Source organism: Paenibacillus maysiensis, from assembly GCF_000520815.1.
GTDB classification, from domain to species: Bacteria; Bacillota; Bacilli; order Paenibacillales; family Paenibacillaceae; genus Paenibacillus; species Paenibacillus maysiensis.
On record NZ_ASRY01000001.1, the window covers coordinates 1 to 13,670 of the forward strand.

General features: G+C 45.7%; 10 protein-coding genes and 2 pseudogenes. 2 read left to right on the plus strand and 10 right to left on the minus strand.

All coding sequences use genetic code 11. The annotated features are described in order from the left end of the window. Positions 1 to 306: 306 nt before the first annotated feature. The 3 genes and pseudogenes from L696_RS0100010 to L696_RS31630 all read right to left on the minus strand — a co-directional run. Positions 307 to 804: a hypothetical protein gene (locus L696_RS0100010; RefSeq protein WP_025681820.1), complete on the minus strand. Its 498-nt coding sequence runs from the start codon at positions 802 to 804 to the stop codon at positions 307 to 309. Positions 805 to 1,126: 322 nt separating this feature from the next. Continuing rightward, a complete protein-coding gene (locus L696_RS31625) occupies positions 1,127 to 4,063 on the minus strand; it encodes a glycoside hydrolase family 32 protein (protein WP_342447924.1) in 2,937 nt (978 codons plus the stop codon). A 36-nt stretch (positions 4,064 to 4,099) separates the two neighbouring features. Beyond that, positions 4,100 to 4,702: pseudogene (locus L696_RS31630) on the minus strand (glycoside hydrolase family 32 protein); the annotation flags it as partial. Positions 4,703 to 4,873: 171 nt separating this feature from the next. Here L696_RS31630 and L696_RS32430 point away from each other — a divergent pair. After that, positions 4,874 to 5,105 (plus strand): annotated as a pseudogene (locus L696_RS32430) (RNA polymerase factor sigma-54); the annotation flags it as partial. Positions 5,106 to 5,513: 408 nt separating this feature from the next. After that, entirely contained in the window at positions 5,514 to 5,684 is a 171-nt protein-coding gene (locus tag L696_RS30090) for a hypothetical protein (protein ID WP_155985270.1), read from the plus strand. A 188-nt stretch (positions 5,685 to 5,872) separates the two neighbouring features. Here the strand turns inward: L696_RS30090 and L696_RS0100030 are convergent, their stop codons facing one another. The 7 genes from L696_RS0100030 to L696_RS0100070 all read right to left on the minus strand — a co-directional run. Beyond that, entirely contained in the window at positions 5,873 to 7,138 is a 1,266-nt protein-coding gene (locus L696_RS0100030) for an O-acetylhomoserine aminocarboxypropyltransferase/cysteine synthase family protein (protein WP_025681822.1), read from the minus strand. 1,000 nt (positions 7,139 to 8,138) lie between these two features. Beyond that, positions 8,139 to 8,525, minus strand: a complete 387-nt coding sequence (locus tag L696_RS31635; RefSeq protein ID WP_245233253.1) for a rhodanese-like domain-containing protein — start codon at positions 8,523 to 8,525, stop codon at positions 8,139 to 8,141. Between the two features lie 37 nt (positions 8,526 to 8,562). Continuing rightward, a complete protein-coding gene (locus tag L696_RS31640; RefSeq protein ID WP_245233251.1) occupies positions 8,563 to 8,865 on the minus strand; it encodes an ArsR family transcriptional regulator in 303 nt (100 codons plus the stop codon). A 785-nt stretch (positions 8,866 to 9,650) separates the two neighbouring features. Continuing rightward, complete coding sequence (gene ggt / locus L696_RS0100055; protein WP_025681824.1) at positions 9,651 to 11,231, minus strand: gamma-glutamyltransferase; 1,581 nt, start codon at positions 11,229 to 11,231, stop codon at positions 9,651 to 9,653. Positions 11,232 to 11,304: 73 nt separating this feature from the next. After that, positions 11,305 to 12,618, minus strand: coding sequence for an amidohydrolase family protein (locus tag L696_RS0100060; RefSeq protein ID WP_025681825.1), 1,314 nt, complete (start codon positions 12,616 to 12,618; stop codon positions 11,305 to 11,307). After that, positions 12,615 to 13,055, minus strand: a complete 441-nt coding sequence (locus tag L696_RS0100065) for a cupin domain-containing protein (RefSeq protein WP_025681826.1) — start codon at positions 13,053 to 13,055, stop codon at positions 12,615 to 12,617. Before L696_RS0100065 ends, L696_RS0100060 begins: the two co-directional genes overlap by 4 nt. 46 nt (positions 13,056 to 13,101) lie before the next feature. Then, positions 13,102 to 13,670: CocE/NonD family hydrolase C-terminal non-catalytic domain-containing protein (locus L696_RS0100070; RefSeq protein ID WP_025681827.1), on the minus strand; the 569-nt coding region annotated here is incomplete at its 5' end.

Consider the following 13,670-nt stretch of genomic DNA (forward strand, 5'->3'; position numbering starts at 1 on the left):
TAAAAAAATTGTCTGATTTACTGTTGACAATCCATAATGCCTCCATCATTAAGGTATGTTTGGTTTGTTCAATTCCATTCGCATCCAGAGCAACCGTTCATTGACCTCGTCGATCTTCTTTTCATTATATTTTTTTTATAGTAAGGGCAATCTTGTCAAACCTTATAGGCCTGGATATATTATATAAGAGGGTAATAGCTTTAAATTCTGTTTCGCTTAATGGATACTCTGTTGTATAGCCTTTCATGTATTCTTTAAAGCGCATATCCATAGCCTGCATAGATTCCTACAATGCTGTTCTGTGAATTAACAATAAAATTCGCCGGCGAAAAGTCTCCTTGGACTTGCCCAATCACATTTGATTTGGTTTTCAAAAGCTAAGCGATGCATTTTGCCTTTCATTTGTCCAATTCGATTAAATACGAACAAAGATTGCTCTTCCAACTTTATCCTCTTTCCCAATTGATATTTGCTTGGAATGTATTCTTCAACCCATACATAGTAGGTTTCGTCCTCAATCATAACCGCTTCTACAATTTTCCCGCTTAAGCTTGGCAAGAATTGTGGTGTCACAATCCCTTCTTTCCTGTATATGTCCGCCAAGCGTTGCCAGGAATGAATCCTCAAAGAATCGACGTAGGATGAGGAATACATTTTAATAACAATCCTTAGCTGACCACCAGCCATTGCAAAGCTTATATATCTTTTTTCATTCGATCTGGAGTTGTTAATAATGTGAATTATTTCACAATTTTCAACAAAGAATAATCTTAATCCGCTTTGTATAAGTTCTATGTCATTCATATTCTAGGATACTTCCTTTCTTAAAGGCCATAAGATAATTATAACCTAATTAACCAATCCATTGAAACTACAACTCGCATCGACAAAAGTTTTTGTGAAAGTGCTATACTTGTTTGTCCCCTATTATTAAAATGAGTCTTTTGATACTCCGGTCAAGTAGATAGCTTTGGTTGAGAACTTTGTGTCGATGTATAATGAACCATGCAGGATTAAGTATTCTTTCTCTGAAAATAGATCCTATAATTAAAAAAGTTTGTGTCGCTGTGCGGCGACACAAACTAAATCCATAGAGATACAAATGTCATTATTTAACCAACCTTAATCATTCATCTTTATGTTTTAGTTTCACTTTAACTTCATTAAAAAAAGCCGTTGTATCCCATACATTGAGACCAAAGTATCCCTCTTTATAGGTTTGATCTTTTGTGTCGATAACTAATTTATTGTTCAAATAAACCTTAGTGATATTGCCTTGCGCTTCTACTTTGAGATGATAATCTGTATTGGGCTGTAAATCCAGTTTTCCATCATTGTTATATGTTGCAATTTCATATCCGGTCCCATCAACAAATTTAATGAATTTTACAACATTATTTTTTATATCCACATTTGCTGCATACGAATTCTTTGCTGTTAAGTCAGAACGAAAAACCAACGAACCCGCTCCAATGGAATTGTCTATCGAATCTTTTTCGGAATCACCGGGGTGCGAATCTGTATCCGGCACGTTTATATTGGCTTCATACACAAAATTCCTGCCGGTCACTTTTGATACTATAAAAGCATCCCCCTTACTCTGTCCCTGTTTGCCATGAATGGTGTCCGCCCACTTCCCGTTAACGGTGGTCCAACCTGATAAGTTTGATTTAAAAGAAGAGCTTTTTTCTTTCCATACACTCTTTAGAGGATATAGGTCCAAAGATTTCAGCTTAACATTTCCGCCCTTACTATAGATCTCTAGTCCTTTGCTTGCAGAATCCGCGAATATCTGATCGGTAATCACGGTCGTACCATGATTGCCGAACACCTCTACAGCTGATCTGTCAACAATAACCTGTAATTTAACCGTGCCGTTTTTAGCATGTAATGGTCCCTCATGCTTGCCAACTACATTACTTCCGTAATCGAAACCTCCTGAATGAGTCCGGTCAACGAATAATTGCTCGTTGTAGACATCATAACCGACAGTAGTATATTCCTCACTTCCTTTACGGATTTTGAAGCCCAATTCTGTTGCTTCAGTATCCGATACATCAAACACAGCGTTCAATTCAAATGTATCTTCTGATAATTTAGATAAAAGATGGCTATTACCTGATATCATTTGATTGGTATACGAAATGCGATCCCCTCTGTCACGAATGCTTTTTAGGGAAATAGGGGTTTGTTTTAAACGTAGACCCTTTGCGGTTTGAGTGAGCTCCATCTTCCGCGGCAGTGTTGTTGAACCTCTCCACGTTGAGGTCGGCGTATCATTGGCATACTGCCAATTGCTCATCCAGCCGATCCAATATTTTTCGCCATTTTCCCCTTCTACTCCACTCCAGTCCACAGCAGCATAATAATCAGCTCCATAGTCAGTCCATAATACTTTATCGGAAGTATTTTCATTTTTAAACGTTTTTCCGTCAAAGCTGCCTACAAAATACTGCATGCCCGACCCGCCTGCCGGAGCACCATCATTTATACTTACCTGTAGGACCCACTTTCTTTTTGAAGGGTCGCCATCAACCGGCAATTCGACTAACGTAGGACATTCCCATACTCCGCCGATGCTGCCGTTTGTGGAAGGAATCCACTGGCCAGAAACAGCGGACCAATCTGTGAGGAGTCCGCTTTGTTTCGCGTCTGTTCTCTCCGGCTCTTTTGCAACCTGGTCAACTTCATCCGAAATGGCCCCTTCATTATAAACATTAACATCATCAATGTTGATATGACCGTAACCATCTTTTGCATGGTCTACTGCCTTGATATATAACACTTCACCAATATATTCGGACGCGTCCCATACGTATTTTGAATATTTTTCTTCATTAAATTTTATATTGGCCTGGCGGATCAATTCTTGATCGTCGGCTGCTCTGACCAATGATACATAGGTATTGTCGCCATCATCGCCTGCTCCTAATAATAGATTGATTTCACCGGAACCGCCTAGTTTAAAATAGGAGGAATGCAGTTCACCCGTTGCTTCATCTCCCTTGTGAAGCTTGGAATATCCCCACAAGTGATAATTCCCCTCATGTCCGAAGGTTCCACCCCAATAAGTCGCTTCACTGGATACATGATCATCCGAAAAAGTATCACCCTGGGTCACAGTCCATCCGGTTAAATCGCCTGTTTCAAAATCATGATTGGTGATTTCTTTCTCATCGGTCATGATATTTCTACCCAATTGAACATCCTGAAATATCGCAGAAGAGTGCAAAAGATGTAATCCAAAATGGCCGGACAGGAAGGTTGCATCATCGATATCATGAATGAGATTTCCGTCCAGATACATCTTTATATTTGTTCCTAATGTGCTCACTTTTAAATCATGGCTTTGATAAGTATCCAACGTTACTGTGGTTTCGGCCAGAACCGTTCTATTCCCGTCTTCCATTTTCACGATTTTCACTTTATCGTTTAAAGCATCGATACTCGCCATATATCCATTTTCCGCATCAGCATCCGCTCGGAAAATAAGTGATCCTGTTTCATCTCCTCCTTCTGACAAATCAATAATCGCATTATATATAAAGTTATCCCCGGTCTTACCACTTATGATAAAAGCATCATCTGGAGATGTACCGCTTTTTCCCTCCAAGGTATCTTCCCACCGGCCGGTTACAGCCGTCCAATTGGATAGGTTGGTTGCAAAGTTAGAGGTATTCTTGAAATTTACATTTCGAAAGGAAGCTGTTGAATTCCAGGCGGTCAGACCGTAATAACCATAATCAAATTCAGTATCAGTTTCTTTAATTACAGACTGATCATCTACAAACACCTGAATGTCATGACCATATACGTCCACCTGCACGTTGTAAGTTGATGAGGTTCCCAGGTTTAAAGACTTGCTTGCAATTTCTGTATTTGATCCATCGATATTCTTATTTAAAGTAACGACATCATTTTGGGCATCCAGGCTGACGACATAACCGTTTTTCGCATTCTTGTCAGCACGAAAAACCAGACCTCCGGAGCCTTCCCGGCTATTCTTTTTATTAAGGGCAATATCTCCCTCATAGGTGAATGAACCACCTTCCTGTGAGGACATAGCGTATGAAGTGGTATCCAGACTGTTGGCCTGTATTCCATTATCTTCACCAAATTCACTTGCATAGGTCCACTGTTTCAAATTGGGTGAAGTATAAAACATTACTTTATTCGCTGCGGCCAAAGACATCACCCATTGCCTGGAGTCTTCATGCCAGAATACTTTAGGGTCTCGCCAATCCGATATTGGGGGATCCGGCATTACTGGATTTCCTTCATACTTAGTCCAGGTTCTGCCTCTATCTAAGCTGTACGCAATGCTTTGAACCTGGCCGTTATCTCCGGAATGAGTAAAGATCGCAACCATCGCTTCTTTTCCGAACCCTGCTGTATTGTTCCAATCGATCACTGCACTTCCCGAGAAAATCTGACCGTTTTCATCCGGATATAACGCAATCGGTAAATGTTTCCAATGGATAAGATCTTTGCTCACCGCATGACCCCAATGCATCGGTCCCCATGCCGTTCCGTACGGATGGTACTGGTAGAACAAATGATATTCACCCTTATAATAAACCATTCCATTCGGGTCATTCATCCAGTTAGCCTCAGGCGAAAAATGAATCTGATTACGGTATGTTTCATCATAATAACCAGGATCCGCAGCAAAGGTGGGAGTTAAAGGTAGACCCATTACCATAAAACAAATAAGCAGCACACTTAACTTCCTCTTCACATTCTTTCACATCCTTTTTTTAATATTTTGAACTCCAAGTGATGTTCTTATTATTAAAAATAAAGCGCTTACATTTATCTCTATAGCTCAATACCTTATATTTACGCTGTTTTGGTCACAAAAGCCCGGCCAAGGATTGCCGAAAGAAAGGGCTTACATGAATCCACGGTCAGCAGGGCGGTCAGTAATAAATTTATGCAGACGCCTCGCAGATTATTCGAACTCAAATTCTTCTTCACTTCCTCCTTGACGTCAGCGGACGGAGATGCAGCTTCATCGGAGAGTGCAAAAAAGCGTATCAAAAAGTTGATAGATGATGAAGACAAGCGTAAAACCGTTATCGGATCAGGCTATTACCATCCTGCTGTTCCACATGTCCATGTCTTAGAGCAGCAAGCATTAAATGCCCGCTCGCTGGCACCCCTGCCATCCGGTAAGGAAACGGTTGCGTATCAACAAGGTTTTGCCCAAATGTTGCAGTTGATTGTGCCTGAAGAAATACCGCCAGCCTGGCCCAAGCTATCGCCTGATTGAACCGATGCAGCATTCGTCCAGCGTTTCAAAAACTGCCTTGGAAAGGGCCAAACTGTATGGCGACGTATTGAAAGAAGTGCAAGCCTATCTCTCAGGCAAATATGCCACGCTGCTCAGATGCCATCCGGCGGAACAAAGGCTACAAAGGTAAACGATATCTCCCCCGGACTGCAAAAGAGCTTTTCACCTTCTGCTTGCCTCTGACTGTTTTACAACAATGGCAAGCAGGAGGTGAAAAGCTTTGACGATTCTTGCTGATGCTTCCTTTATCAGTCTATCCGTTGGCATTCTACTTCTGCTCCGCTTATCTCGGCTGCTGTTTCAGGGGCTGGCCGACCTCATGCAGCACCAGAAAAACCGCAAGCTGCTGATCGGTCAACAAATTCGCTCCGTGCAGCAGCCAAAAAAATAGAAATGTTGCGGGCTACCATTGGCTATACCATATGAATTGCCAGTATTTTATAGGGCATTCAACGGTGTGAGGATTGTGAAACTATCAAAAACACTGCGTTTGAATTCATACAAGAAAATCACTCATAAAGCTATTTCTAAATACTACGCCGTTTCTAACCAGAGCGCAGTTGTACTGGTTCTAATATGCTAGGATAGGCAATTAAATGCTTGTTCAATGTCTTCAATTATATCTTCTATATTTTCTAGACCGACTGAAATGCGAACCATTCCCGAATCAACCCCGGCAGCTTTTAATTGTTCATCATTTAGCTGACGATGAGTTGCACTTGCTGGATGTAAAACACAAGTACGAATATCAGCGACATGAACCTCATTGGAGGCCAATTTCAAGGAGTCCATAAATGAAATCGCATTTTTCTTGCCACCCTTAATAATAAAGGAAATCACACCGCTTGCACCCTTAAGATATTTTTGGGTTAAGGTATAGTTTTTGTCAGTTTCTAAACCAGGATAGTTTACTGACGTGACTTTATCGGAGGCTTGCAAATATCGTGCTACTTTAAGTGCGTTTGAGCAATATCGCTCCATTCTTAAAGCCAACGTTTCCAAGCCTAAATTTAACAGAAAAGCTGAATGTGCCGCTGGATAGACACCATAATCGCGCATGAGCTGCATTCTTGCTTTCACAATAAAAGCACTATCACCATAGGATTCCGTATAAGAAATGCCATGATAGGACTCGTCAGGCAAGACAAAGTCAGGATTCTTTCCGTTGGTCCAATCAAATTTTCCACCGTCTACAATTACTCCCCCGATTTGAACAGCATGACCATCCATATATTTGGATGTAGAATGAACAATAATATCTGCTCCAAATTCAAAAGGTTTGCACAATATAGGGGTAGCAAATGTGTTATCTATTATTAGAGGTACCAAATGGGCATGCGCCACTTTTGCGAATTTTTCGATGTCCAATACGTTTAATGCAGGATTAGCTATTGTTTCTCCAAACACGGCTTTCGTATTTGGTTTAAATGCTGCATGTATTTCTTCCTCACTAGCTTCACTATCCACAAAAATACATTCTATACCCAGTTTTTTGAGTGTAAAGGAAAACAGATTAATAGTTCCTCCGTATACTTGTGCAGCACTTATGATGCTATCTCCAGATTCACAAAGATTTAGTATGCTAAGCAATATGGCTGCTTGCCCCGATGTCGTGCAAAGGGCCCCGATCCCTCCCTCCAAATCTGCAATTTTTTCTTCTACAGCCATAACGGTTGGATTCCCAAATCTCGAATATAATAAACTTTTCATTGGGTTATCAAACACCGCACCAACCTCATCAGTAGAATCATATACATACGTCGTGCTTTGTATAATTGGCAAAACGCGTGGTTCAGTGTTTTTAGGTGTATAACCTGAATGCAGACATTTTGTTTCATCTCGCATAGTCATCTCTCCTTATCTTATGTGATTTATCTCAAGATTAACCTTTTTGGCGATCCTGTACAAAGCGTTTACGTTTACTAAGTAGCACCTCCTTTGTGGGCTGTCCACCTCACATTCACAGCGACCTGCCTGGCATGAGCCTTGATTTGTTCAGTGGGTTGTTGGTCAAGGCCACCCTCATAAAGAAGTCGCTCTCTCGTCCAATCAAAGCAGTAACAAACAGGCACATCCATACTGAAGATTTTCGCCTCTTTTTATTCTTCCTTTACCTTGGTACCAAACCAGTCTTATTAATAATTTTATATTGACCAGTTGAATGATCGGATTATACTTTTTTATCGTCACCTTCGTCAAGCCTTATTGGCTTTTACTGCGACTTTGGAAGACAAAACGGATTCGATTTTTTCACGTTTTTTTAAAATGCAGGGTAAGACGGGGGATTACTTCCCCGGACTCCCCGTCAAACCGTGCATGCGGATTTCCCGCACATGGCTTTCCTCCGTTAGTTCCCCATCTTCAGGAGTGAGTTTCCTTCATTCGTCGTCGAATTGCTTATTTCACTCCTGATTTTTTCGTAGGCTTCCCGTTATCTTCGTACAGTCACCGACTTTTCCTGCCGCTGGGTACTTCACACTTTCGCATTTGGGTCTGCTCATTGGCCCGCGGGTCTCTCGATGTTCCGCATCTCCTGAGGAAGGACTTGCAAACTTCGAAAAAAAAACGTTCCAAGCTCTTGGCTCGTTTACCGAAGTAATGTTACCACTGCTTGTATTTATTATTCTTGGCGCTCTGCGCTAAAGTTGCGACTGCCCGTCGCACAAAGATGGCGATCCACCTGGATCGCCTGGAAAAACGGGGGGATAATCCCCTCGTTTTCCCGATTCTTGATACGCTAGAACCCAAAAAAACCCAAGGTCTCCTAAAGACCTTGGGTTCTCGACAATCTGACAGTATTGTTAATACTGTATTTTTACTAACATCCATTAATGAAGTAAGTTCCCTATTCTCCATCGCAAGCATTCCACTCTGGGGCTCCTTCTTTTACTCGATAAGCTGTGAATCCCTGTTTTTGAATATAATCAACAGCTTGAGATGTAAGAGAACAGTAAGGGCCACGACAGTATGCAGCAAGCTCTACATCGGCTTTATTTATTGTTTTTAGGTATTCCTCCAAATGCTCTAAAGGTACAGAGATGGCACCTGGGATATGAGACGTTTCGTACTCCTCAGCAGGTCGAATATCTAAGAGAATCATTTTATCCTGCTTCATTTTTGCCAATAGGTCGTGTTTCATAATACTTTGAACACCTTCATATTGTCTTTCCAGCTCATCTTTAATCTGTTTTATGTCACGCACATCGATCACTAAGATCGCCCTTTCTTTCATCCATTTCAATACATCTTCCTTGCTAATAGAATGTAGATTATTTCAATACTTGAAATGTATTCCTTAATTTGGATAATATAGAATAATTGCTGTTCACATACTTTCCACATAGGGAATAAAAGGTCTGTAACAGATTGGCATCCAACAACACTTGCAAATGACGAGAGATGCTCGCCACACCCCTATTTGTTGCATGAACAATATTTTCAGCGGATCGTGGTTCATTGGATAGTATATGCAAAATCTCCAGTCTTCTTTCGCTGGATAAACACTTCCCTATACGGGCATATTGAAGGAACAATTTATTGTTATAGAATCCAGCTAGTTGAGCCTCTTCCATAGCGTTACCCTCCCCTTATCAATCCTCCAACTACAGAACAGATAGCTCCCGAAACCTCAATGGTTAAAAAGTAGGGAAGCCACGTCCACATCGCGTATAATTCCCACATGTGACCGAAATATCCGTAGTTGGCTAACATGATGGGGCGATTTTGCAATATTTGTTTGAGTGAGTTCATGGAAACAGCAGTCGGTTTCTCGGACGAATTAGAAGCCTTGGGAAGTATCCAGGTCATAATTTCCCCCCCCCAAATACAGAAGCAATTGCAAAGATGCGATTGGGATCGAAGCGATCCGCAATACCCGACAAGGATATGATCACTGCTCCGATAATAAATCCAATCTGTACAGATGCGGTCATCCAAGAGCCTGTAACAGCATCCATCCCCATTCTTTTTCCAATTGGGGAAGAACTGCTGAAGCACTAAACCGAAGGCTTAAAACAAATAATTCTGCCAGAGCAATCCAAAAGAGAGCCCATCATTTGTCATAAATTGTATTATCTCTATTCCTGGAGCTTGTCCTAAATCCTGACATATCCTTCTCCACCCTCTAAACCTATTTAAAAAACGTAGACAATATGCAGATGTTTGCATACTGTCTACGCTTATGAGCATAGCTCCATCCTATACTCTAATGACTATAAAGCACCGAACGATCAACGACTCGATTCGCGTGGGCTTCATAGAAACAGCTAGAAACGCCCTGATCAAGGAAAGAAAACAGTTTTCTTCCCGATCAGGGCGTTTCTAATGCGTACTGTTAAGGCCATGTCCCGTTCCTGGATCACCAGCCGATGGCCGCTCCATCGCAGCGGGGGTCCGTGCCGCCGATCCGCAAGCCACTGTCATCGATCAAAATGGCATGTGCGTGTCCCATGGCTCCGGCAAAATCCTCAACCGGTTTTACCGCGTGCCCGGCCAGCTTCAAACGACGCTGCACTTCTTCTGCGATCCGGCCTTCCAGTCTCAGCTCCTGCGTTTCTTCTCCCCATGTTCGACCCCACACCCAGCGCGGTTCATGTACGGCGGTCTGCGGGTCCATGCCGTAATCGACCATGCGGGTCAGCAGCGCGGTCTGCGTCTGCGGCTGTCCCTCCCCTCCCTGAGTGCCATATAAAATATACGGCTTCCCATTGCGGCAGGCCATCGCCGGCATCAGCGTATGAAATGTTCTCTTGTCCGGTTCAAGCCTGTTCACATGCGAAGGATCTAGGGAAAAGAACGAGCCCCGGTTTTGCAGCAGAATGCCGGTGTCTCCTCCTATCACAGCCGATCCGAATTCAAAATACAGGCTTTGGATAAAGGAGACGGCATTTCCCTCTCCGTCTACCACCGCTCCGTACGCCGTATCATTGCCTACAGGCTGGGTATCCATCGGCAGAGAGCGGTTCATATCGATGCAGGCTGCCAGATCCGCGCAGTAGGACTTGGACAGCAGACGGTCCAGAGGGATGGAGGAAAATTGTGGATCTGTCAAATACCGGTTTCGGTCACGGAAGCTCAGCTTAAGCGCCTCCACAAGCAGGTGATAGTACTCATAAGAACCGTGCTCTATACTGCCCAAATCAAACTGTTCGAGAATATGAAGCGCCATGATACCGGTAAAGCCCTGTGAGTTCGGCGGGACCTGATAAAGGTCAAGACCACGATAGCTCCCCTTGATTGGCTCCACCCATTCACCTCTGTGCCTCGCAAAATCTTCCAGCGTCAACAGACCGCCCTGCTCCGCAAGTGAGCGAACAATCTCCTGACCAACACTGCCTGAATAAAATTCGTCCCGGCCGTGGTTCGCAATCTGCAGCAGGCTGCTTCCTAGAGCAGACTGCACAAAGCAGCTGCCCTGCTCCGGGACCTTTCCTCCGGGCAGATAGATGGCGGCCGTCTGCGGATAAGCCGCCAGCACCTCGAAGCGCTCGGCCGTATTGGCATGCTGGTCCGGCGACAGCGGGAAGCCTTCCAGCGCATAGCGAATCGCGGGCTCTAGCACCTCTGCCAGTGTCTTCGAGCCGTATTCCCGCAGTACGGCATCCCAGCCGTCCACCATGCCCGGCACGGTAATAACGCTGCGGGGTCCCCGCTGCGGGATGGCAGATTCGCCCGCAAAGCAGGCGGCTGTGACCCGGCTACCCGAACGACCGCTCGCGTTATAGGCCCTGACTTTTCCCTTCTGGCTGCTATAGGTCAGCCAGAAGGAATCGCCACCGAGCCCCGTCATATGTGGGTATACGACGGCAAGACAAGCGCTCACCGCCACGGCCGCATCAAAAGCGTTGCCGCCCTGCTGCAAAATACGCGATCCAGCCGCGCTTGCCAAATAATGGGGGCTGACAACCATCGTCTGTGTTCCTGTAATCGGTGCAACCATTATGCCCCCCCCACTTTCTCTCCCCTTTATAACTGACAAATCAATTCAGTTTGATGCCATTACTTTATACGGCCTACGCATATGCCTGATCTGTATGCAGAGCGGACTGCCAGCCGTCGCAGGCATACACCCAGCGGCTCATTTTTGTGCCTGACAGCAGTTGCGTCGCATCAGCCGCATCCGTTACAACAAAGTTGCAGGCATACCCTTCTTCTATTCCGTACCCTTCGCAGCCTGTAATACCAGCAGGTATATCCGTGATCATCCGCAGTAGCTGTACCCAATCCCGTTCGCTGCCCATATGGGCAGCATACGATGTGATTTGAGCGATCTGTATCAGATCCCCGCGGCCGAACGGATGGAACGGGTCCTGGATGTTGTCGGAGGCCGCCGCCAGCGGGATGCCTTCCGCAAGGAGCTCGCGAATTCGTGTTGTGCCCCGTCTTACCAGGCCGCGATCTTCCCGTCCCTGAAGATACAGGTTCACCGCAGGCAGCGTTACTGCGTTCAGACAGGCTTCCTTCATCTTCTCCATCACATGCTGTGCATCCTTTTCTGTCATCGCGGACAGCGAGCACAGATGATCTGCCGTCACCCTGCCTTGATACCCGCGACAAATCGTATGCTCTGCTATGCTCAGCACGGTTCTTTTTCCGGGATCGTCACTTTCATCCGCATGCAGATCAACCGGTACCCCGAAACGTTCCGCCAGCCGGAAAACCCTGCCAATCTCCCTTTCAGGGTCGTCTGCCAGATGAGGAGCACCGCCCAGTACATCAATCCCCATCCGCAGCGCTTCCTCGACTGCCTCATCCGCAGCTTCATGATTGCTGCGGAACGGAACCATCAACGCATATTGGATCACCATACTTCCCTGTAGCTTCTCTCGTACCTCCAAGGCTGCCTCAATTGTCCGAAAGGCCACCTCTCTCCCCAAATGAACAGGGAAGTCAAGGTGGCTCCTTATGGTCGTGGTCCCGTAGCTCAGTGCCATTCTGGCGGCCGTCAGCATGCGTTCCGCCAACTGCTCCTTGCTGAAGTACTGTACGGCCTGGCTGTAATTATGAATGGCTTCCTGAAGCGTGCCGGAGCGATTCGGCACCTGCACGAGCGAAAAAGCTTTGTCCAGATGCATATGACAGTCGACCAATCCGGGAAGCATAATGCCGCCCCGCAGATCGATGCAATCCGTGTCCGCCAGCCGTTTCAGGTCCGATCCAGCCTGCTGCGGGGAAATTAGACGGGAATCGCCGCTATCCCCCGCATCAAGGAAACGGTCTTGTCGCCGAATGCTGACCCATTTCCCACCCTCCGCCTTTAGTTCATACAGATGGGAGTCTTCCCGATGCGGAAGGTGTACATTAATGAAATGCAGCCCTGTACTCATTGCGCGGTAGCCAGCGCCTGAAGCACGGCCAGATCCTCCTCATCCAGCTCTGCGACAGGACCTGCTTTGATCATATCCGAGAACAATTCGTCCGGTACCATGGTCGTCAGACAATACAGGCGTGTGCTGCCCGTGTTGATAATATCGTGATGGTTGCCCGGCGGAATAATAATGAATGAGCCTTGGCGGATCGGAGTCTCATATTCGTTGCCAACTTTGGCGACCCCCTCCCCTTTCAGTACATAGAAATATTCATAAGCTTCCCGGTGTTCATTGGATGGAGTTCTGCCTCCCACCTCGAAGATCTCTACAAATGAAGTGAAAGGCACCTGCTCCCTGTCGCACAGCAGTATGAACTTGTTCGTATCCTGTACGGAAATTTTGTGGACGGGACAATTCTCAAAGTTATCGGCAACCAGTCCTGGAATATTCACCATATACATTCAACCTCACTTTGATTGATTTTAATTTATGCTTCGCTTGTCATCTTTTCAACGGCAGCTTCAAACAGGATATGTCCTGTTCCGTGCTGCGCACAGCCGTTGTGGCAATCTTCAGCCCGCCTGTTCCCGTGCTGTTCGCCTCCCCCCTGACACCGTTCGGATGCCGGGCGAACAACGGGAAGGCGCTGCCTGTCAATTCAAGCCGGACATACGTGCCAGCCGGTAGGGTGGCCGCCAAAGGACGCAGCCGGATCCGCGCCGTTCTCCATTCATTGGAGGCTTCTGCTCCTTCACTGCAGATTTCCGTACGGCCCACGCTGAGCAGCCGGGCCGTTCCATTCTCGGATATGGTCGTGAGGACGGCCACCAGATCCGTCGGACCTCCCAGTGTCTGGTACTGTACGGACAACTCCGGGGACCCAAAAATCGGGATATCCTCTGCAAGCGGTCCTCCCGTATATACCAGAATCTCTTGTCTTTCCTGAATGGCAATGCGGTCGGACGGCAGGTAAGAGTCCAGACGCATCGGCAGACGCGAGTCGTATACGAATACATCCGGCACAGCCTCCTCCACGTCTTCCTTATGCCTTTCGAGTCTGCCGCCTCCTG